The organism is Flaviramulus sp. BrNp1-15 (genome assembly GCF_022259695.1).
In the GTDB taxonomy this organism is placed as follows: domain Bacteria; phylum Bacteroidota; class Bacteroidia; order Flavobacteriales; family Flavobacteriaceae; genus BrNp1-15.
In genome coordinates this window covers 3,098,770-3,121,275 of record NZ_CP092099.1, presented here as the reverse complement: position 1 = coordinate 3,121,275, position 22,506 = coordinate 3,098,770, and the positions used below count along the sequence as shown (strand labels likewise).

Genomic DNA, 22,506 nt, shown 5'->3' with positions numbered 1-22,506 from the left:
GAACATCAATTAAAAAACAAATCGTTAATGGCTAATAAAAATATTATCTCATTATGGGTTGCTATATGTTTCAGTTTTCAAATTATAGCACAACAATCTGCCACTTACACTAGTAATTTGGTCGATTACCAAAAAGCACTTTCCCTTTACAATAATCAACAATATCTTGCTGCTCAATCTCTATTTCGAAGTATAAAAAAATCTTCTTCGGAGGACATTATAAAATCTGATTGTACATATTACATAGCTAATTGTGCTGTTAGGTTAAACCAACAAAATGCAGACCAGTTGGTTGAAGATTTCGTAAAGGAATATCCAACAAGTACTAAAAGAAATACAGCTTTTGTTGATGTTGCCGACTATTACTTTGAAAACTCCAAGTATGCCTATGCCCGAAAATGGTACGATAAAGTAAACGAAGATGCTTTAGGAAAAAGCGAAAAGGAGAAATTTTATTTCAACAATGGGTATTCGGCGTTTTCAGTAAAGCAATATAATGAAGCAAAAAAATATTTGAATAAAGTAGAAAGCTCACAAGAATACGGCTCGCAAGCCAAATATTACATTGGTTTTATGGCTTATGAAGGTGATGATTACGATGAAGCAAATGAATATTTTGAACAAGTAAGCGACCAAGAACGATACAAAGAAAAACTATCGTATTATCAAGCAGATTTAAACTTCAAATTAGGGAATTTTGAAAAAGCCATAGAATTGGCAAAAGACAGGTTAGATTCCAGTGATGAGAATGAAGTCTCTGAACTCTCAAAAATTATTGGCGAAAGTTATTTTAATTTAGAAAAATATGCCGAAGCTATTCCATATTTACAAACATATCAGGGTAAAAAAGGAAAGCGCGATAAAACAGCCAAATGGAGCAATACCGATTATTATCAACTTGGGTATGCATATTACAAACAAAAAGATTATGAAAATGCAATTTCAGAATTCAATAAAATAGTTGGTGGCACCAATTCTATAGCTCAAAATGCTTACTATCATTTAGGTGAAAGTTATGTGCACTTAGATAAAAAACAAGAAGCCTTAAACGCCTTTAAGAATGCATCAGAAATGGATTTCGATTTAAAAATCCAAGAAGATGCTTGGTTAAACTATGCAAAAATTAGTTACGAAATTGGTAATCCGTACCAATCGGCACCTCAAGTTTTAGCAGGCTATCTTGAAAAATATCCAGATACGAGTTACAGAGAGGAAATAGAAACCCTTTTAATCGATTCTTATATCACTTCAAAAAATTATAAAGAAGCTTTAAAATTATTAGAAGGCAAAAAGAGTTTCGATAATAAAGTGGCTTACCAAAAAGTGGCTTTTTACAGAGGACTCGAACTTTATAACGACAGTGATTATTTAGAGGCAGAGAGGCTTTTTGATGCGTCTTTAAAAGAGTCTTTAGAACCTAATTATACAGCAAGAGCAACCTTTTGGAAAGCAGAAGCAGATTATAATCTTACTAATTACGATGAAGCTTTAATAGGGTTTAAGCAGTTTCAACAACAAGCAGAATCTTCATCAACACCAGAAATTGAAAACATAGATTATAACCTAGCTTACACATATTTTAAGTTAAAAAAATACGGACAAGCTACTCAATATTTCAATCAATTTATTTCAAGTAAAACAGAAGATAAAGTAAGATTGAATGATGCCTATTTGCGTTTAGGTGACGGACATTTTGTTTCCAGTCAATATCAAAGTGCTGTAAATGCTTACGAAAATGCAATTAAATTAAACGAAATAGATTCTGATTATCCAGCGTTTCAAAAAGCGATAAGTGTTGGTTATACGGGGCAATCTTCCAAAAAGATAAAAGAATTAGAGCAGTTTATTTTAGATTATCCAAAGTCCAAACTGCGTGACGATGCCATGTACGAATTAGGTAATTCATATGTGAAAGCAAATGAAACCAATAAAGCGATGGACATCTACAATCGTTTGAGTCGCGAATATAGTATGAGCTCTTTCGTGCCTAAAGCGTTATTGCGACAAGGATTGGTATATTACAATGGCAATGAAAACGAACGCGCTTTAACCAAGTTTAAAAAAGTAGCTGGTGATTATCCAGGAACACCAGAAGCGGTTCAGTCTGTTGCTACGGCCAAATTAATATACATAGATATGGGGCGTGTAGATGAATATGCGTCATGGGTGAGAACCTTGAATTTTGTTGAAGTTACTGATGCCGATTTAGATAACGCTAATTACGAAGCTGCCGAAAAACAATATTTAGATGGCAACACCGATAAAGCAATCAAACAGTTTAATGGATATTTAAATCAATTTCCTAACGGATTACATGCATTACAATCGCATTTTTACGTGGCGCAACTATACTATAAAAAAGATTTACTAGAAAACGCAGCGCCACATTATAAGTATATAGTTGAGAAACCTCAGAGTGAATATACTGAAGAAGCGCTTACGAGGTTATCTCAATTTCAATTAGAAAAGAAGAGTTGGAACCAAGCTATTCCGTTGTTGTTAAGATTAGAGCAAGAAGCAAACTTTCCTCAAAACGTTGTATTTGCGCAATCCAACTTGATGAAAGCGAATTACCAATTGCAAAATTATAACGAGGCTGTCGCTTACGCGGAAAAAGTTTTAGTTAGCTCTAAAATTGATAACAAAATTAAAAGCGATGCCCACGTAATTATAGCGCGTTCTGCTATTAAAACTAACAATGAAGCACAAGCAAAAACAGCATATGCTCAAGTTGAAAAAGTAGCAACAGGAGAAACTGCTGCTGAAGCACTTTACTATAATGCATATTTTAAAAATAAAGAAAGTAAGTATGAAGCATCCAATAATGCAGTGCAAAAATTAGCCAAAGATTTTTCAGGATATAAGTATTATAGTGCAAAAGGGTTGGTGCTTATGGCAAAGAATTATTATGCTTTAAATGATGCGTTTCAGGCTACTTATATTCTAGAAAGTGTCATTCAAAATTTTTCAGAATTTGACGATGTAGTTTCGGAAGCTAAGGAAGAGCTACGTAAAATAAAAGTAGAAGAAGCCAAAACCAATTCATCTATTCAAACTGAAGAAAATTAATTTAGTTAAAAGATTCATGCTGAGCGCAGTCGAAGCATCACATAATATCAAATCAAAAAACGTAAATCAAAATCTATGCGAAAGCAAATAAAACATATTTTACTGGTAGCCATAACGTTAGTTGCTACAATATCATTCTCTCAAGACAGAAAAAATGACACTATAAATACCGGTGTAATAGATGTTGTAAAGCCATACACACCTACTATTTCTGATGCGTTTAAGGTAAAGGAAGTCCCATTATTAGATGATGAAACTACCGAAACTAAAAAAGAGGTTAAGTACAATATTTTTTCTTTTCCAGTTGCATCAACCTTCACGCCAGCAAAAGGGAAAGCAGCTGGTGTTGAAAAACGAGCTCCAGCAAAATTGTTTGATAATTATGCAACGTTAGGTGTTGGAACATACACCACTATTTTGGGTGAAGTATATTTAAATCACGCTATTAGTAGAACAGAAAGTGTTGGTGGTTATGTAAGTCATCATTCGTCACAAGGTGGAATAGAAGGTATACAGTTTGATGATGGCTTTTCAGATTCCAAAATTAATGTGAATTATAGTAGTCGATTGCGCGATTTATCGTGGAATGTAGAAGGTGGTTTTCAACAACAAATGTATAATTGGTATGGTGTTCCAGATTCTCAAATCACCTTAGCGCAAACCAATAATATAGATGTTGGACATTCGTTTTACAATGCACATTTTGGTGGCGATATTTCTTTTGAAGATACTTACATAAATTCAGGAAGTTTCTTTTTCAGACGTTTTGGCGACAATCAAGGTTCAGGAGAAAATAGATTTATTGTAAAAGCTAAAGTTGATGTACCGATTAACGATGTGGAAATTTCAACAGATTTTAAGTTTGATTACATCGGAGGAACTTTTGATAGAAATTATTTTACAACAGATGAGTTGCGTTACGGAAACTTTTTCATTGGTGTTACACCAACTTATGAACTTAAGCAAGATGATTTAACGGTTAATTTAGGGGTTTCTGCCTTCTATTTAAACGATAAAGAAACAGGAGATAATAAATTTTATATTTATCCTAATGTGTCTGCAACATACCGTTTGGTTAATGATGTTTTGATAGCTTATGGAGGTATTAAAGGCGATTTAATTCAAAATTCGTATTACGATTTCGCAACCGAAAATCCATTTGTTTCACCTACATTATTTATAATGCCAACAGACCAATTATACAATGCTTATGTGGGTTTAAAAGGAAAATTATCCAGCAACATGAGTTATAACATTAGTGGTCGATATATTTCTGATAGAAATAGAGCCTTGTACAAAACCAATATTGTTAAAAATGTAACTTCAGAAAACGATTACGACCACGGAAACTCATTCGGATTAGTTTATGATAATGTTGATACCTTTGGAGTGGCAGGAGAAATAAATGTTGATGTAAACCGAAATTTTAAACTAGGCTTAAAAGCAGAATATTTTACTTATGATACCGATGACGAAGCAGAAGCGTGGAATTTACCAGATATAAAAGGTTCTCTGTTTTTAGATTATCAAATAAATGAACATTGGTTTGCAGGTGCTAATTTATTTTACATTGGCGAACGTAAAGACCAATTGGAGTTTGAAGGCGCATTACTACCAGAAGATTTGGTTACAAACGTAATTTTAGATAGTTATTTTGATGCCAATGCACATTTGGGTTATCATATAAACGACCAAATTTCGGTATTTGCCAAAGCTAATAATATTGCCAATAAAGCGTATCAAAAATGGCAAAACTTTCCGGTGCAAAGTATTCAGTTTTTAGCTGGAGCTACTTATAAGTTTGATTTCTAGTCCTCGCGAAAGCGGGGATCTCATAACTTTTGTAATTCTGCACTTGATTCAGAATCTATCTTTGGTATGAAACAATTCAAAATTCTATTAATATTACTTCTTTACGTTAACTTGGGTTTTGCTCAAACAGCAACTCAAGAAATAAAACTTTATGATGCTGCTTTAGAACTAACTCAACAAAAAGTAACTTATGACCCAAGTTATTTTTCTATAGACTATCCAAGTGGAGACGTTCCAAGTAATAAAGGTGTTTGTACTGATGTTATAATTAGAGCTTACCGAAAATTAGGAATTGATTTGCAAAAAGAAGTTCATGAAGATATGAAAGCCAATTTTAGCTTATACCCTAAAATTTGGGGATTAAAAACTACTGATAAAAATATTGATCACAGGCGAGTGCCTAATTTAATGGCATACTTTAAAAGACAAGGAGCAGAAAAACCAATAACCAATAACCCCAATGATTATAAACCTGGTGATGTGGTTTGTTGGAATTTAGGTTGTGCAATCACACATATTGGTATTGTGGTCAATAAAAAATCAAGAGATGGAAAACGGTATTTGATTGTGCATAATATTGGAGCTGGACAAGTTTTAGAAGATTGTTTATTTAGCTTTAAAATTATTGGTCATTACAGATTTTAATGTGCCTTGTCATGCCGCACTTGATGCGGAATCCATTTTAAACTAGTGTATTTTAATTTATGAGATTCCTGCCTACGCAGGAATTAGTCTAGCCAAATAATCAAAATGCTCACCTTCCATAACCAATTCACATTTAAGTCCAACAGTTTCACAAGCTAATTTTAAAGTGTCAAAATCTAAATAGAGCCACTTCATTGGTATTTCTTTTTCACCCTTATAACTTAAAAAATAATCTAGCTCACCATAATAATTAGCATTCATGTCTTGCCAATAGCCTCCATCTTCATCTTCATACATATATTTAATGTCTGATGAATCAATTAAAATTTGTCCGTTAGGTTTTAATAGGCTTTTTAAATGCTTTAAGTATTTTGAAACTTGAATAATTTCTTGAAAAATACCGGTACCATTCATAAGTAATAATATAGTATCAAAAGTTTCAGTTTCATCTAAAATGTCTTTGATTTCAGCATGTAAAACACCGCGTTTTTTGGAAACTTCAATAGCGCCTTTAGAGATGTCAATGGCTTTAACTTGTGATCCATTTTCTTGTAGAAACAAGCTATGGCTTCCGCTACCACAGCCAACATCTAGAATAGAACCTTTAGCTAATTGTAAAGCTTTTTGTTCCAGCTTTGGCATATCCTTAAAACCACGAAACAAATAGAGAAGTGGCAACTCATCATCACCAGAAATACTCGTTGAGGTAATGATGTCTTCGGTATAATTTCCGTTTTGGTAATCTAATAAAGCTTTTCCGAAAAGGTCTTTCATTTTTTACGTCATTGCGAGACTTTCAAGTCGTGGCAATATGTTGTTTTAGTGTTTCAATTATAGAGATTACTTCAGTCATTGCTTCCTTCGTAATGACAAAAAATAGTATTTTTACACCATGCAAGACATCATTAATAATCTTCCAAAGCTCGCCAAAGATAAGCATAACGAAAACAAAAAATTCTTCGCTAAGCTTAAAAAAAAGCCACCAAAAAATTTAGATTATGTCATGCAGGAATTGCATGAAGAAGAATTTGAACGTACAGATTGTTTAGAATGTGCTAATTGCTGTAAAACTACAGGGCCATTGTTTACCGATAAAGATATAGAACGTATTTCTAAACATTTTAGATTAAAACCACAGCAGTTTATTGAACAGTATTTACGTATTGATGATGAAAACGATTATGTTTTGCAGAGTGTGCCATGTACATTTTTAGGAGCAGATAATTATTGTTCTATATACAATGTGCGTCCAAAAGCTTGTAGAGAATTTCCGCATACTGATAGAAAAAAGTTTCAACAAATTTCAAACTTAACTCTAAAAAATGTTGGAATTTGTCCTGCTGCCTATAATATTGTTGAGGCTATGAAGGAAAGAATAAAATAAGTATATTTAAAACAAAAAAAATTTATCATTTGGAAGCGCTTTTAAATTATTTCGAAACTATTCCATCTCTTCACAGAGGTTTAATTATTGTTGGAGGTTTAACTTTATTTTGGATTATAGAAGGTATTACACCATTGTTTGGTTTAAATTATAAACGCTGGAAACATGCTGTACCAAATATATTTTTCACACTAACAACCGTTTTGGTTAATCTACCTTTGGCCTTTTTATTCCTAAAGTCGTCTGATTGGGTTATGGCAAATAACTTTGGAATTCTAAATTGGTTACCCGATATGCCATTGTGGTTATATACAGTTTTAGGCATATTTTTAATTGATTTTATAGGTGCATATTTACCACATTTAATAGAGCATAAAGTAAAACCCCTTTGGATGGTACATTTAGTTCACCACACCGATCATAATGTAGATACAACTACAGCAAATAGACATCATCCGTTAGAGAGTGTTATTCGTTATGTATTTACATTAACAGGTATTTTTATTATAGGTACACCTATTGCTTTAGTGTTACTTTATCAATCATTATCTGTTGTGGCTACTCAATTTAATCATGCAAATATTAAACTGCCTAAAAAAGTTGATAAAGCTTTAAGTTATGTAATTGTTTCTCCAGATATGCATAAGGTTCATCATCATCATGTTTTACCATATACAGATTCTAACTACGGAAATATTTTCTCGGTTTGGGATAGATTATTTGGAACTTATATGGAACTAGATACAGATAAAATTATTTATGGTGTTGATGTTTTTCCTGATGAAGAAGAAAATAGTAATATATTGAATTTGTTAACGCAACCCTTTCAGAAATATAAAAGACCTACTACAAAACCCAAATAATTTTGAAACGATTTACAATTTTAATTTCTGCCTTAATTTTAATGAATTGTAACAAAACTGAAGTCGATATCCAAGGGCACAGAGGTTGCCGTGGATTGCTACCGGAAAACTCACTTCCAGCATTTAAAAAAGCTATAGAACTAGGTGTTAACACACTAGAGATGGATTTAGCAATATCGAGAGACCATAAAGTTGTTGTGTCTCACGAACCCTTTATAAGTAGAACTTATTGTTTAGATTTGAATGGTGAAGCCATTTCGAAAGAAGATGATTTAAAGTATAATCTGTATCAAATGGATTATGATTCTATTAAGTTGTTTGATTGTGGTTCAAAATTTCATAAACGCTTTCCAAATCAGGAAAAAATTAAGATTTACAAACCTCTTTTAAGTGAAGTGTTTTCACTTTCAGATGAAATAAACCCTGAGATTAAATACAATATTGAAATAAAGGCTAAACCAGAATACGATAACATTTACACGCCAACACCTAAAGAATTTGTAAGTTTAGTTTTAAACGAAATTGAAAAATATGAAGTGTTTGAAAGAACGAATTTACAGAGCTTTGATATTCGCATACTAGAAGAAATTAAAAGGCAAGCTCCAAAAATGAAAGTAGCCTTGTTGATAGATGAAAATGAATTAATTGATATAAAACTAAAAGAATTAAGCTTTAAACCAGAAATAATTAGTCCATATTATAAGTTACTCACCAAAGCAAAAGTTAAAAGCTATCAAAACGAAAATTATAAAGTAATACCATGGACAGTTAATAAAATTAAGGATATACACCTGATGCTAGATTTTAAAGTAGATGGTATTATTACTGATTATCCAGATAAATTGATTTCTGTAATTCCAGAGAAGGCAGGAATCCATTAATTATTGGTAAATCAAATACTTTTCACGAGTTAGTTTAAAAGCTTCCAATCCGTCTTTCCAAGTTTTTTTAATTTCAGTTTCACTCAAACCAGCTTCAATTTGTTCTTGTAATTTTGCAGTTCCAGCGTGTTTGGTGAAATTTTCAGTATTAAAAAATAAAGATTTATCTGTAGCATTTTGGTATGCTTTTATCAGCCATTTAAGGCTTACTTCACCTTTAAGTTTTTCATCTTTTAAATCTTCACCATAACATAGTTTTGCTTTATGTTTTGGGTATTTTGCACCAAAATTTTCAATAGGTGTATAATTAAAAGTAAAGACTTCTTTATTTAAAAAAGGTGCGCCATAACGTTGAAATTGAAATTCTGTACCACGACCAGCATTTATGTTTGTGCCTTCAAAAAGACCAAGGCTTGGATATAATTCTATAGACTTGTCGTTAGGTAAGTTTGGTGAAGGTCTTATAGGTAAACTATATGGTGTATAGTGTGTGTAATTTTTAACTGGAATAACGGTAATATCACATTTTAAATCATTTGCTAACCATTTTTCACCATTAATCATTTGTCCATATTCCCCAATAGTCATTCCGTGTACTAAAGGAATGGTGTGCATACCTAAAAAGCTTTTGTTTTCTTTTTCTAAAGTTGGACCATCAATATAATGTCCGTTCGGGTTTGGTCTATCTAAAATTAAAACTGGAATATTTGCCTCGGCACAAGCTTCCATAATGTAATGTAATGTAGAAATGTAAGTGTAAAAACGCGCACCAACATCTTGAATGTCAAAAACAATAAGATCTAGATTTTTAAGTTGCTCTTGTGTTGGTTTTTTGTTTTTGCCATGTAGTGATACAATGGCTAAACCAGTTTTAATGTCTTTACTGTCATCAATAAGTTCACCAGCATCTGCAGTACCGCGAAATCCATGTTCAGGTGAAAATACTTTATTTATATCAACTTTTAGAGATAATAATGAATCTACCAAATGTGTGTAGCTGCTTTCGTTTTTAAAAATAACACTAGTCTGGTTTGCAACAATACCAACACGTTTTTCGTTAAGTAAAGGCAAATATTTTTCAGTTTGGTTAGCACCTACAACAATTGAGCTATCAATTTGAGTTTTGCTGTTGTGTTTAGCTTGTTGAAGCATCTCATTATTGCCTTCTTCAGTCTTTTTATCTTTTGCTTTAGAAGCACAAGAAATCATTACTAAAACAAATAATAAAACTGTATTTTTGAAAACATTAAACCTCATTATATAATTTGAATTACGAGTATTTTATAGCTAAACGCATAATTGGTAGTAAAGCGTATAAAAGTAGTATATCGGCACCAATAATAAAAATTGGTATTGCTGCAATTACTATTGGTATGGTGGTGATGATGATTGCCATAGCAACAGGTGTAGGTTTACAACAAAAAATACGTGACAAAGTTGTAGCATTTAATGGTCATGTTACTATTTCTAATTACGATAGTAATAATTCGCAAGAAAGCGTATTTCCAATATCTAAAAGTCAGGAATTTTACCCAGAGTTTAAATCGGTTGAAGGTGTTAGTCATATTCAAGGAGTAGCTACTAAATTTGGGGTAATACGTACTGAAACAGATTTTGAAGGAGCAATTTATAAAGGAGTTGGTAAAGATTATAATTGGCAATATTTTAAAGAGTTTTTAATCGAAGGTAGATTGCCAGTTTTTGATGAAAAATGGAGCGAAGAGGTTTTAATTTCACAATACCTCGCCAATCGCCTAGGTTTTAAAGTTGGTGAAGATTTTCAAATGGTTTTTGCAAAAGACGATCCCGAAAAGCTGCCAAACTATGTAAAATGTAAAATTGTTGGTATTTATAACTCAGGATTTCAAGATTTAGATAAACAATATTTAATAGGTAATCTTAGGCATATTCAACGCATTAATAAATGGGATGAAGACCAAATTGGCAACTTCGAAGTTTTTATAAATGATTATTCGCAAATACAACAAAAAGGCATAGAAATTTATCAAAATACCCCTTCAACATTTAACACACAAACCGTAACCGATAAATACTATTCTATTTTTGAATGGATAAAAATTTTCGATAAAAACACTTACGGTATTATTGGTATCATGATACTGGTTGCAGGTATTAACATGATAACCGCACTATTAGTTTTAATACTAGAGCGCACCCAAATGATAGGGATTCTAAAAGCCTTAGGAAGTAATAATTGGAGCATTCGTAAACTCTTTTTATACAATGCATCATACCTCATTTTATTAGGGTTGTTTTGGGGTAATGTATTAGGCTTAGGTTTGTTGTTTGCACAAAAGTATTTTAAGTTATTTCCGCTAGACCCAAGTGTTTATTACGTAACAGAAGCACCAGTTTACATAAGTTTTGGGTATGTTTTAGCATTAAATGTGGGTACATTAATTTTGTGTTTACTTATGCTGTTAGTACCATCTTACATCATTACTAAAATATCACCGGTAAAAGCTATTCGTTTCGATTAAAAGAATTTTCGAAATCACAACGGGTCGTACTTTACTCTTCACTAATCATTTTAATTTAGAGTATTATTAAATATAATTATTTCACGGGTCGCTTCCCAATTTTTAAACCTGAAGAATTTCAATCCAGATCACTATTAGGGCTTAATCACTAATTCAATAATAGTTACATATTATTAAATAAAATCTAATAAAAAGCTATATAAATGAGATTAATTTAAAAAACATGCGTTTTTTAACCTTGTTTTTAACATTAAAATATATCCTTTTAACTATTTTTGCAGCACTAAAAAATAAATATGCAATACGCCAAAAACATACTGGAAACTATAGGGAATACACCATTGGTAAAACTTAATAAGCTTACCGAAGAATTACCTTGTTTAGTATTAGCAAAGTATGAAACCTTTAATCCTGGTAACTCTACCAAAGATAGAATGGCCGTTAAAATGATTGAAGATGCTGAAGCTGATGGTCGCTTAAAACCCGGTGGAACTATTATAGAAGGAACCTCAGGAAATACAGGAATGGGTTTAGCATTAGCGGCTATTGTAAAAGGTTATAAATGTGTTTTTGTTATTAGCGACAAGCAATCCAAAGAAAAAATGGATATACTTCGCGCAGTAGGAGCTGAGGTTGTTGTATGTCCAACTGATGTTGAACCAACTGATCCAAGGTCGTATTATTCAGTTTCAAAACGATTGAGTGAAGAAACACCCAATTCATGGTATGTAAATCAATATGATAATCCAAGTAATGCTTTAGCGCATTACGAATCTACCGGACCAGAAATATGGAAACAAACCGATGGAAAGATTACTCACTTTGTTGTTGGTGTTGGTACTGGTGGAACCATTTCGGGTGTTGGAAAATACTTAAAAGAACAAAATCCTGATATTAAAATTTGGGGAGTAGATACTTATGGTAGTGTGTTTAAAAAATATCATGAAACTGGTGTTTTTGATCAAAACGAAATTTACCCTTACGTTACAGAAGGTATAGGCGAAGATATTCTACCAGAAAATGTAGATTTTTCTATTATTGATGGATTCACAAAAGTAACCGATAAAGATGCTGCTATTCACACTCAAAGATTAGCAAAAGAAGAAGGTATGTTTTTGGGTAATTCTGCGGGTGCAGCCATAAAAGGTGTATTGCAATTAAAAGAACATTTTACAAAAAATGATGTTGTTGTAGTACTGTTTCATGATCATGGTAGTCGTTATGTAGCCAAAATGTTTAATGACGATTGGATGCGCAAAATGGGTTACAAAGAATAGGTTGAATAAATACAATCTATAATTCCATTATAAATAATTGTTGTTTCTAATTTAAAAACTAGATTAGTAATTGTAAATTTGAATTGAAACAAAAAACAATTTGGAATGAAACTCGTTTTATCACCTGCAAAGTCCTTAGATTTTGAAACACAATTACCTATAAAACAACATACAGAAGCTCAATTTTTAAAACAATCAGAGCGTTTAAATAAATTACTTAAAAAGAAATCGGCTAAAAGCTTGTCTAAGCTAATGAGTGTTTCTGATGCTTTGGGTCAGTTGAATTATGAGCGTAATCAATCCTGGGAGTTGCCATTTACAACCGAAAATTCAAGACCTGCAGTTTACGCTTTTAATGGCGATGTTTACAGAGGTTTAGATTCTTATACAATTCCGGAAAATAAGATTGATAAGCTTCAAAATACAGTTAGAATTTTATCAGGATTATATGGTTTATTAAAACCAACCGATTTAATTCAGCCTTACCGTTTAGAAATGGGTACAAAAATGCCTATTGGAACCAAAAAGAACTTATACGAATTCTGGAAAAAAGACATCACAAAAGCTTTAAATGAAGAACTTGAAGATGATGAGGTGTTTTTAAACTTAGCCAGTAATGAGTATTTTAAAGCTATTGATGCAAAGGCCTTAAAAGTTCCTGTTATAACAGCTAATTTTAAAGATTTTAAAAATGGCGAGTACAAAGTTATTTCGTTTTTTGCCAAAGAAGCTCGCGGACTTATGGCACGTTATATTATTGATACAGATGCCAAAACCATAGACGATTTAAAAGGCTTTAATTACCAAGGTTATAATTTTAGCGAACCTATGTCTAAAGACAATGAGTTGGTTTTTATAAGGTAATTGTATTTTTTGTATTATTACGAAAAACATTAAATGTATTATTATCTCATATTAGCCCTTCAAGGGTATTGTATATACCATATGTACAAACATAGAAATCCTTATTATTGGGTGTTTCTTATTTTGTTTCTTCCAGTTATTGGTTGCATTATTTATTTAATAACTCAAGTATATAATAAACGTGATGCTGAAAAAATAACTTCAGAAATTACTAACATAATTAATCCTACTAAAAAGGTAAGAGATTTAGAAAAAAGACTTGAATTTTCAGAAACCTATCAAAATCAAGTTAATCTTGCAGATGCTTATTTAGAAATAAAAGATTACAATAGTGCAATTCCACATTATTTAGAGGCTTTACAAGATAGATCTCAAAATAATTTTTATGCTACGACTCAACTTATAGAAGCTTATTTTAATATTGAAGATTGTGATAAAGTTGTTTTTTATGTAGAAAAGATAAAAGAGCATCCAGAGTTTACAAAATCCAGAACGCAATTTTTATACGGACTTGCATTAGAGCGTTTGGGTAATATTGAGAAAGCTGAAACCAATTTAAAACAAATTGACATTAGATATTCCTTTTACGAAGAACGATTAATACTTGCCAAATTTTTATTAAGTATAAAAAAAGATGATGAAGCTAAAGAGATAATAAACGAAATTCATAGGGAATCTCAGCACATGACTAAGCCTAATAAACGCATTTATAGAGCAACAATTTTAGAAGTTGAAAAACTTTTAAAAGAGTTAGATTAAATTATTTAGGAGTTGCTTTACCGCTAAAGCCTATTTTCGTCTCTATCGATCTTCTTTTTTTAACTCGCGGTCTTCTGGCTCCAAAAGTACCTCGATGTATTTTACCGCGTTTTGTTTTTTTATCGCCTTTTCCCATAGTTTTTAGTATTTTTAATCACCAATAAAATACAAAACTTAACATAAACCTCCAAGTAAAAACGTGTTTAAACACAAACATCCTTACAAACCATTTATTAAAAACGATACTACTAAATTAATAGTTGGTACATTACCACCGCCTAGATTTTCAACAGGAGAACTACTGGAAAAAGATGTCGATTTTTGCTACGGAAGTTATTATAATTCATTGTGGTTGTTTATAGATAAAATTCATGATTTAAACTTACTATATGATAATTCTCAAGAAGCTATCGAGCAACGAAAACAGTTTTTAATACAACAAAAAATTGGTGTTTGTGATATTGTTGATAGTTGTGAACGCGAAAAAATTGATGCTTCAGATTTAGGAATGAAAAATGTAAAACTTAGAAATTTAATAAGCTATTTAACGCAATATACCAAAATAGATACGCTTTTATTTACTGGTGGAAATAGCAAAAACGGTCCAGAATATTTTTTCAGAAGACATATAAAGGAATATAATTTAAAGCTAGAATTAGTCAGTAATGAAATACCTAGAATACATCAAGTTGATTTAGCGGTTATTTCGAACGGAAGTGAGAAATCGTATAAAGAAAATCAAGAATCAAGAATTATTAAAACCGTTTCTTTAACCTCAGGCTCTGGTGCAGCAAATATTTCAATAAGTAGAACTCCTTTATACAAACAGTTAAAAGCTAAAAACCCTAAATTCAATACGTTTGATTTTAGAGTAATGCAGTATAGTGAGTTTTTTTAATCTTCTTGTCCAATACTATTAACTTCAATCCAATAACCATCTGGGTCTTGAATAAAAATTTGTCTTATACCATCAGCTCTAATAGATACTTTGTTCATTGTTCCTGGCCAATCAGAATAAGCAATATTAGTTGATTTTATTTTTTCAAAGAATGCATCAAAATTAGAAGTTGTTATTGCAAAATGCACCGCTTTATTTATAGTAACATCACTTTTTAGAGTTGAAATAAGATGAAGTTCTTTACCTTCTCCAAATGAAAACCATCTAATACCATCAACCTTGGTTTTATTAGTTATTTCTTCAAGATTCAATGTGTTTTTGTAAAACTCAGCAGATTTGTTAACATCTTTAACAGAAAGTGCTATATGATTTAAAGAAACAGAAAAATCCGTTTTACTTTGTCCGATTACAAATTCTGAATACTGTATTAATATTAAAAGAATAATCAATTTTTTCATGGTTGGTTTAGATCGTTTTTGGTTGCTTTAATATTAAATTGTTTATCTAACGAATATAGCTTAAATTTTTTTAAAGAAGTTTACTTAACTATTCTCAATATCGCTAATATGATGCTCTAAAGCTTTTACAGATATTTGTATTTCTTTGATTAAAAGCCCTAATGAGATAATTAATAAAATAAGGGCAATACCAAAAATCCAAACTGCCATTTTTTGCTGTTGTATGTAAATTAAAAACATGGTAAGTACACAAAGTAATAAACTTGTTATGCCAAAAATTTGCATGGATCGTGTTAGGTATAAACGTTGTTTAATATTTTTAATTTGTTTTATTAATTGCTTGTCTTGCTTTTCTAAATATTTATCGTGTAAATTTCTTACCACAGCTGCATAAGCTAAAAACCTATTGGTGTAAGCTAGCATTATTAAAGAAATTGCCGAAAATAAAAGAGCTGGTGTTGTTAAGGTTAATTGTTCCATTATCTTATGTGTTTACTCAAATTTAGCCAACTTTATAGTTTTATAGTGTATATCTTTCATAAAAAAATTTTTACATTAGGTGCATGCAAGAAGACTTTCTACATTATATCTGGAAACACAAGAAGTTTCAGATTAATAATTTGAAAACATCTAACAATGAAACCGTATTGATTAAACAAGTTGGACAACATAATTTAAATTCGGGACCAGATTTTTTTAATGCCCAACTTAAAATAGACGACCAACTGTGGGCGGGGAATGTAGAAATTCATGTAAAATCATCCGATTGGTTTCTACATAACCATGAGCAAGATAAAACATATGATAATGTGATTTTACACGTGGTTTGGGAACATGATACGGAGGTTTTTAGAAAAGACAACACACCTATATCAACATTACAGATAAAAGATTTTACAGATATTTCTATTTTAAATAATTATGAAAAGCTTTTTTCTAAACAAAGCAAGTGGATTAATTGTGAAAGTGATTTTGCCTCAGTAGATAACTTTATATTGAATAACTGGAAAGAACGTTTGTATTTTGAGCGTTTAGAACAAAAATCTCAAATGATTGAAACGCTTTTAAAAGCATCAAAAAATGATTGGGAAGACGTATTGTTTAAGATGCTTGCTAAAAATTTTGGACTGAAAGTTAATGGAGAATCATTTTTAAGTTTATCACAATCCATAGACTTTTCAATTATAAGAAAAACTCAATTTAATTTATATGCTTTAGAAGCTTTACTGTTTGGGCAAGCAGGTTATCTAGAGCAAGATGTTGAAGATGCTTATTATCTAGAATTAGTTAAGGAATATAAGTTTTTAAAACAAAAATTTAAACTAGATAATACACAGGTTTTACCATTACAATTTTTTAGATTACGACCGCCTAATTTCCCAACAATACGATTGTCACAATTGGCAAATCTTTATAATAAACAACAGAGTTTGTTTTCAAAAGTTACAGAACCCCATTCTTTAGAAGACTTTTATGAGTTGTTTAAAGTGTCAACTTCTAATTACTGGAAAACCCATTATACCTTCCAAAAAGAATCGAAATCCTCTTTGAAAACTCTAACTAAATCATTTATAGATTTATTGTTAATCAATACTATTATTCCAATAAAATTCTGTTATGCGAAACAAAAAGGAGAACGTATTGATGATGTTATTATAGAACTAACTAATGGAATTCTTTCAGAGAAAAATAGTATTATAACAGCATTTAATAATTTAAAGAAAGTATCTAATTCTGCATTAGATTCGCAAGCACTTATTCAACTTAAAACTGGATATTGCGATAAAAATCAATGCTTAAAATGTGCCGTTGGTAATGCACTTTTAAACAAATAAACTTTTAAACAAATAAACTAAGTACTAAATTGCGGCATGAAATGAGCATAATTATCAGGTTTAATAATAAACTAAATACTTATTTGCGAATTACATTTGACTAATAATTTAATAATAAGGAACAAATGAATGTATTCTATAAGCCTTTATTATATTTTCAAAAACGCGGATATTATGTTTGTCAGCGAATAGCTGATAGGTTAGGTATTAGAGCTAGAGTGGTACGAACTTCGTTTATGTATTTAACCTTTGTAACTGTTGGCTTTGGGTTTGCTCTGTATTTGTTTTTGGCATTTTGGATGCGTATTAAAGATTTGGTATATACAAAACGATCATCAGTTTTCGATTTATAATTTATGAAGAACCCCCTAATAAAATTTTTTAGAACCAAAATTTATACAGCATTATCATTACTGATAATTATTTTATTTATTGGGGTTGCAGGGTATAAAATGATTTCAGGATATTCTTGGGTAGATGCCTTGTATATGACTGTTATTACCATGACTACCGTTGGTTTTGGAGAAGTTGTTCCGCTTGACGATCAATCTAAAATGTTTACCATTTTTTTAATTTTAGCAAGTGTTATCATTATGGGATATGCACTTTCTGTAATTACAGAGTATATTTTAAGTAAAAATGATATTGAAGAATTAAAACATAAAAAAATGCAAAAAAAGATAGATAGTTTTAAAGACCATGTTGTCATTTGCGGTTACGGAAGAAATGGTAAACAGGCTGCAACAAAGCTACGAGCATATAAAAGAGAGTTTGTTGTTGTTGAGAAGAACAAAGAAATGGAAGAGCGACTTCAATTAGACGAGGTGCCTTATGTTATAGGAAATGCAAATGAAGATGAAACTCTAGTTATGGCAGGTGTAGACAGAGCTTCGTGTTTTATTTCTGCATTACCTAGTGACGCTGATAATTTGTTTGTAGTCCTATCAGCAAGACAATTAAACAAGTCTATAAATATAATAAGTCGTGCATCTCAAGAATCTTCATACGATAAATTAAAATTCGCAGGTGCTAATAATGTTATTTTGCCAGATAAGATAGGAGGCGACCATATGGCGTCTTTAGTTGTAATTCCTGGTTTAATGGAGTTTATTGATAACCTTTCAATTGTAGGTAAATCTAATATTAATATTGAAGAAATTGCAGTAGAAAAACTATACAATACTAAAAAAGCTATCAAAACTATTAAAGATTTAGATTTAAGAAGAAAAACAGGTTGTAGTGTAATAGGTTTTAAAGACGAAAATGGTGAATATCTTGTAAATCCTGAGGCTGACTTAGAATTAGTACCCAATTCAAAGATCATTGTTTTAGGGAGACCAGAACAAATTGAAGCCTTAAATTCTCAATATGATATAAACTAAAGGAATAATCTATTTTAACAGGCAATGTTTTATAAAATCATTTTTTTTTAGCATCTTGCTAGCTTTAATATATTTTCTTTCAAAAAAACTAACTAATTATAAATTCTTATGAAGAAATATCTTCTTTCAATATTCACACTTATTTTACCATTATTAACATTTGCACAAGAAGAAGAAATAGGACTAGATGAAAAAATAGACCAAGCATTTGCACCTATTGCTCAATTTTTCACAGATGTTATTTTCTTTCCAGTATATCAAAGTGAAGCGTTTACAATTCCATTTGTTTTACTGCTATTGGTAGGTAGTGCATTGTTTTTCACCATTTATTTTGGGTTTCCTAATATTAGATATTTCTGGACAGCAATTAATACGGTAAGAGGTAAATATGAAGATATTGAAAAACATGGAGCAAAAGAGCTTTATGGAGAAGATGGAATTGCTCAAGGTCAAGATTTAACTAATGTTGATATTGAAGATCATTTAGTAAGTTTAAAAGATGATTTAGCTATAGATGGCGATATTGTAGACACTATTAGAGATGAAAGTTCAGATGGTGAGGTTTCTCACTTTCAAGCATTAGCAACCGCAGTGTCTGGTACAGTTGGTAATGGTAATATTGCAGGTGTTGCATTGGCTATTGCCTTAGGTGGACCAGGAGCAACATTTTGGATGATAATTTGTGGTTTACTAGGTATGTCTACAAAATTTGTTGAATGTACTTTAGGGGTTCAATTTAGAGATGTAGGAGAAGATGGAACAGTATACGGTGGGCCAATGTATTATATTAGTAAGGGTCTAAAAGCAAAAGGTTTTAAAACCATAGGTAAAATTGCAGCTGGTGTTTTTGCAGTATTTTGTATTGGTGGTTCTTTTGGTGGAGGTAATGCTGCACAATCTAATCAGGCAACTATTGTAATTAAAGAGCTCTTTAATTGGGAAAGTACAGCAGCGGGGGCTATTGTAGGTCTAGTTTTAGCTATTTTAGTAGGAATTATTATAATTGGAGGTATTAAGCGAATTGCTTCTGTAACGGAAAAAGTAGTGCCTTTCATGGCATTAATGTATATAGTTGCTTGTATATACATCATACTAATTAACTTTAATTTACTTGATGATGCTATTGGTCTTATTGTAAAAGAAGCATTTAACCCAACAGCGTTTGGAGTTGGTTCTATCATAGGAGTTTTATTAGTAGGTTTTAAACGTGCAGCATTTTCAAACGAAGCTGGTGCAGGATCTGCATCTATTGCGCATTCAGCAGTAAGAACTAAATATTCAGCTTCCGAAGGTTTGGTAGCTTTATTAGAGCCTTTTATTGATACTGTAGTTATTTGTACTATGACAGCTTTAGTAATAGTAATCTTTAATTTTGGCGGATTCTTTGAGTATGGCGGTGATGGTTCTGGTGTTGTTTATATAGATGGAGCGCCTTTTGAAGGAGCAGGAATCACATCAAAAGCATTTGCTCAATATATACCATATTCAAATGTATTCTTAACTGTAGCAGTAGTATTATTTGCAGTATCTACCATGATTTCTTGGTCTTACTACGGATTACAATCTTGGAAATTTTTATTTGGAAGAGGAAAAACAGCAGATTTAATTTATAAACTATTATTCTTAACGTTTGTAGTAATTGGTGCAGCAGCTAGTATGGGATCAATTTGGTCATTCTCTGATGCAATGATCTTTGCAATGATTTTCCCTAACATGGTTGGTTTATTCCTATTATTCCCAGTAGTTAAAAAACAGTTGAAAAGATATCTTGATGCTATCAAATTAAAATCTGATGCTATAGAAGATTAAATATAACTAACTCAATTTTATATGAAATCCCATTTCACGTATACAAAACAACAACGAAATGGGATTTTTTTATTGGTAATTCTCATTATTACATTTCAATGTATTTACTTCTTTGTTGATTTTTCATCAGAAAAAAATAAAGTAAATCAGGAAGCATTATCAAAATTTGAAAAAGAAATAGACTCGCTGAGAATTGCTAAGTTAAAAGAAAGTAAATCAAAAGTTTTTCCATTCAACCCAAATTATATTACAGATTATAAAGGGTCTACTTTAGGAATGACTAATGAAGAAATTGATAGATTGTTAGCTTTTAGAAAACAAGGTAAATGGATTAATTCTACAAAACAATTTCAAGAAGTTACTAAAGTATCAGATTCACTTTTGGATGAAATTTCACCTTATTTTAAATTTCCAGAATGGGTAAATAGTCCAAAGCCTAAATACTCAAATCAAAATTATAATGGCAAACCAAAAACATTTAACCAAAAACAAGATTTAAATACAGCAACTGTTGAGCAATTAGTAAAAGTTAATGGATTAGGAAAGGTTTTGTCAGAACGCATTGTCAAATTCAGAAATAAATTTAAAGGAGGTTTTATTGCCGATGTTCAGTTACAAGATGTTTATGGGCTAACACCAGAAATTATTAAAAAAATTACCGAACGGTTTACCGTTAAAACCCCAAGGCAGATTCAAAGAATAAACCTGAACACTGCAAAAGTTGAAGACTTAGTAACTATTCAGCATATAGATTATGATTTGGCTTATAGAATTATAGAGCAGAGACAACTAAAAGAGAAATTCAAATCTTTAAACGAATTAACAAAAGTTAAAGGTTTTCCAGTAAATAAAATCGAGATAATTGAATTATATTTGCTAATTGAAAAAGAAATAGTAGATGAATAGTATGTACTTCACTGAAGAGCATAAACTTTTTAGAAAAAGCCTTCAAGATTTTTTACAAAAAGAAGTTGTTCCTCATATTGAAAATTGGGAAAAAAAAGGAAATATAGATAGATTTATCTGGAAAAAATTTGGAGATATGGGTTTCTTTGGTATTAATTACCCTGAAGTCTATGGCGGATTGAATTTAGATTTATTCTATACGGTTATATTACTTGAAGAACTTCAAAAAATAAATTCAGGTGGTTTTGCAGCAGCAATTTGGGCACACGTTTATTTAGCAATGACGCATTTAAATGCAGAAGGAAGCGAAGCCATAAAACAACAATATTTAGTACCAAGTATTTCAGGTGATAAAATAGGTTGTCTTTGTATAACTGAGCCTTTTGGAGGAAGCGATGTAGCAGGTATGCGTACAACAGCAGTTAAAAAAGGTGACCATTATATTATCAATGGTTCGAAAACATTTATTACCAATGGTGTAGATAGCGATTATTTGGTGGTAGCAGCCAAAACAAATCCAGAAATAGGTAATAAAGGAATAAGCATATTTTTGCTAGATAGAGGCATGCAAGGTGTATCAGCCACTAAACTAGATAAATTAGGATGGAAAGCTTCAGATACTGGTGAAATAGCATTCGATAATGTAAAAGTACCTGTAGAAAACTTAATGGGAGAAGAAGGTAAAGGCTTTCCGTATATTATGCAACATTTTTCTTTAGAGCGTTTAATAATGGGTGTTAATGCCCATGCACGTGCCGAATACGCTTTAGAGTACGCTTTGCAATATATGAGTGAACGAAAAGCCTTTGGGAAAACAATAGATAAATTTCAAGCATTAAGACATAATATAGCCGATTTATATACCGATATGGAAGTCTGTAAAGAATTCAACTATTCGGTAGCATATAGATTAAATAAAGGTGAATATGTGGTAAAAGAAGCAACTATGTCTAAATTAAAATCTACAAAAATGGCCGATGAGGTTATTTACCAATGTCTTCAGTTTTTAGGCGGTTATGGTTATATGGAAGATTACCCAATGGCAAGACTGTTAAGAGATAGTAGATTGGGGCCAATAGGAGGAGGAACTTCTGAAATATTACGAGAAATACTAGCGAAAATTATTATTGATAAAAAAGAGTATAAACCGGTAACATAAAATT

Annotated in this window: 22 protein-coding genes; 17 read left to right on the top strand and 5 right to left on the bottom strand. The window is 31.2% G+C overall.

Annotated features, from left to right (window positions below; genetic code table 11):
• The first annotated feature begins 27 nt into the window (after positions 1–27).
• The 3 genes from MBM09_RS13885 to MBM09_RS13875 all read left to right on the top strand — a co-directional run bounded on the left by MBM09_RS13885 (position 28) and on the right by MBM09_RS13875 (position 5,526).
• Entirely contained in the window at positions 28–3,069 is a 3,042-nt protein-coding gene (locus tag MBM09_RS13885) for a tetratricopeptide repeat protein (protein WP_238674318.1), read from the top strand.
• Positions 3,070–3,144: 75 nt separating this feature from the next.
• Positions 3,145–4,881 (top strand): TonB-dependent receptor, encoded by a 1,737-nt coding sequence (locus MBM09_RS13880; protein WP_238674317.1) that lies wholly within the window; start codon positions 3,145–3,147, stop codon positions 4,879–4,881.
• Between the two features lie 66 nt (positions 4,882–4,947).
• Positions 4,948–5,526, top strand: a complete 579-nt coding sequence (locus MBM09_RS13875; protein WP_238674316.1) for a DUF1287 domain-containing protein — start codon at positions 4,948–4,950, stop codon at positions 5,524–5,526.
• A 72-nt stretch (positions 5,527–5,598) separates the two neighbouring features.
• On the opposite strand, the gene MBM09_RS13870 is transcribed toward MBM09_RS13875, so the two are convergent.
• Positions 5,599–6,300 carry a bifunctional 2-polyprenyl-6-hydroxyphenol methylase/3-demethylubiquinol 3-O-methyltransferase UbiG gene (locus tag MBM09_RS13870; protein WP_238674315.1) on the bottom strand — a complete coding sequence of 234 codons (702 nt, stop codon included), beginning with the start codon at positions 6,298–6,300 and terminating at the stop codon, positions 5,599–5,601.
• 118 nt (positions 6,301–6,418) lie between these two features.
• Between MBM09_RS13870 and MBM09_RS13865 the strand changes: the two genes are divergently transcribed.
• From MBM09_RS13865 to MBM09_RS13855, 3 genes are read left to right on the top strand one after another with little or no spacing between them, the layout of a single operon-like run.
• Positions 6,419–6,910 carry a YkgJ family cysteine cluster protein gene (locus MBM09_RS13865; RefSeq protein WP_238674314.1) on the top strand — a complete coding sequence of 164 codons (492 nt, stop codon included), beginning with the start codon at positions 6,419–6,421 and terminating at the stop codon, positions 6,908–6,910.
• Positions 6,911–6,939: 29 nt separating this feature from the next.
• Positions 6,940–7,773, top strand: a complete 834-nt coding sequence (locus MBM09_RS13860) for a sterol desaturase family protein (RefSeq protein ID WP_238674313.1) — start codon at positions 6,940–6,942, stop codon at positions 7,771–7,773.
• Positions 7,774–7,775: 2 nt separating this feature from the next.
• A complete protein-coding gene (locus MBM09_RS13855; RefSeq protein WP_238674312.1) occupies positions 7,776–8,654 on the top strand; it encodes a glycerophosphodiester phosphodiesterase family protein in 879 nt (292 codons plus the stop codon).
• On the opposite strand, the gene MBM09_RS13850 is transcribed toward MBM09_RS13855, so the two are convergent.
• Entirely contained in the window at positions 8,655–9,911 is a 1,257-nt protein-coding gene (locus MBM09_RS13850) for an exo-beta-N-acetylmuramidase NamZ domain-containing protein (protein ID WP_238674311.1), read from the bottom strand. It abuts the gene before it with no gap.
• Positions 9,912–9,919: 8 nt separating this feature from the next.
• On the opposite strand from MBM09_RS13850, the gene MBM09_RS13845 reads away from it, so the two are divergent.
• From MBM09_RS13845 to MBM09_RS13830, 4 genes are all read left to right on the top strand, one after another.
• On the top strand, positions 9,920–11,155 hold the full coding sequence (locus MBM09_RS13845) for an ABC transporter permease (RefSeq protein ID WP_238674310.1): 1,236 nt from the start codon (positions 9,920–9,922) through the stop codon (positions 11,153–11,155).
• A gap of 296 nt (positions 11,156–11,451) precedes the next feature.
• Positions 11,452–12,432 (top strand): PLP-dependent cysteine synthase family protein, encoded by a 981-nt coding sequence (locus MBM09_RS13840; RefSeq protein WP_238674309.1) that lies wholly within the window; start codon positions 11,452–11,454, stop codon positions 12,430–12,432.
• Positions 12,433–12,537: 105 nt separating this feature from the next.
• Positions 12,538–13,296, top strand: coding sequence for a peroxide stress protein YaaA (gene yaaA / locus MBM09_RS13835; protein ID WP_238674308.1), 759 nt, complete (start codon positions 12,538–12,540; stop codon positions 13,294–13,296).
• A gap of 81 nt (positions 13,297–13,377) precedes the next feature.
• On the top strand, positions 13,378–14,055 hold the full coding sequence (locus MBM09_RS13830) for a hypothetical protein (RefSeq protein ID WP_238674307.1): 678 nt from the start codon (positions 13,378–13,380) through the stop codon (positions 14,053–14,055).
• 1 nt (position 14,056) lies between these two features.
• On the opposite strand, the gene MBM09_RS13825 is transcribed toward MBM09_RS13830, so the two are convergent.
• The gene (locus tag MBM09_RS13825) at positions 14,057–14,191 is read right to left on the bottom strand and encodes a 30S ribosomal protein THX (protein ID WP_238674306.1); all 135 of its coding nucleotides are present in this window, start codon (positions 14,189–14,191) and stop codon (positions 14,057–14,059) included.
• A gap of 63 nt (positions 14,192–14,254) precedes the next feature.
• On the opposite strand from MBM09_RS13825, the gene MBM09_RS13820 reads away from it, so the two are divergent.
• Positions 14,255–14,953 carry a uracil-DNA glycosylase family protein gene (locus MBM09_RS13820; protein ID WP_238674305.1) on the top strand — a complete coding sequence of 233 codons (699 nt, stop codon included), beginning with the start codon at positions 14,255–14,257 and terminating at the stop codon, positions 14,951–14,953.
• Here MBM09_RS13820 and MBM09_RS13815 read toward each other — a convergent pair.
• On the bottom strand, positions 14,950–15,411 hold the full coding sequence (locus MBM09_RS13815) for a VOC family protein (protein WP_238674304.1): 462 nt from the start codon (positions 15,409–15,411) through the stop codon (positions 14,950–14,952). The genes MBM09_RS13820 and MBM09_RS13815 overlap by 4 nt on opposite strands.
• 84 nt (positions 15,412–15,495) lie before the next feature.
• Positions 15,496–15,891, bottom strand: a complete 396-nt coding sequence (locus MBM09_RS13810) for a DUF2721 domain-containing protein (RefSeq protein ID WP_238674303.1) — start codon at positions 15,889–15,891, stop codon at positions 15,496–15,498.
• A gap of 83 nt (positions 15,892–15,974) precedes the next feature.
• On the opposite strand from MBM09_RS13810, the gene MBM09_RS13805 reads away from it, so the two are divergent.
• From MBM09_RS13805 to MBM09_RS13780, 6 genes are all read left to right on the top strand, one after another.
• Positions 15,975–17,246: a DUF2851 family protein gene (locus tag MBM09_RS13805; RefSeq protein WP_238674302.1), complete on the top strand. Its 1,272-nt coding sequence runs from the start codon at positions 15,975–15,977 to the stop codon at positions 17,244–17,246.
• A 125-nt stretch (positions 17,247–17,371) separates the two neighbouring features.
• A complete protein-coding gene (locus tag MBM09_RS13800) occupies positions 17,372–17,599 on the top strand; it encodes a PspC domain-containing protein (protein ID WP_238674301.1) in 228 nt (75 codons plus the stop codon).
• A gap of 3 nt (positions 17,600–17,602) precedes the next feature.
• Complete coding sequence (locus MBM09_RS13795; RefSeq protein WP_238674300.1) at positions 17,603–18,628, top strand: TrkA family potassium uptake protein; 1,026 nt, start codon at positions 17,603–17,605, stop codon at positions 18,626–18,628.
• Positions 18,629–18,736: 108 nt separating this feature from the next.
• On the top strand, positions 18,737–20,437 hold the full coding sequence (locus MBM09_RS13790) for a sodium:alanine symporter family protein (protein WP_238674299.1): 1,701 nt from the start codon (positions 18,737–18,739) through the stop codon (positions 20,435–20,437).
• Positions 20,438–20,458: 21 nt separating this feature from the next.
• Positions 20,459–21,343: a helix-hairpin-helix domain-containing protein gene (locus tag MBM09_RS13785; protein WP_238674298.1), complete on the top strand. Its 885-nt coding sequence runs from the start codon at positions 20,459–20,461 to the stop codon at positions 21,341–21,343.
• Positions 21,336–22,502 (top strand): acyl-CoA dehydrogenase family protein, encoded by a 1,167-nt coding sequence (locus tag MBM09_RS13780; protein ID WP_238674297.1) that lies wholly within the window; start codon positions 21,336–21,338, stop codon positions 22,500–22,502. Before MBM09_RS13785 ends, MBM09_RS13780 begins: the two co-directional genes overlap by 8 nt.
• The last annotated feature ends 4 nt before the right edge of the window (positions 22,503–22,506 follow it).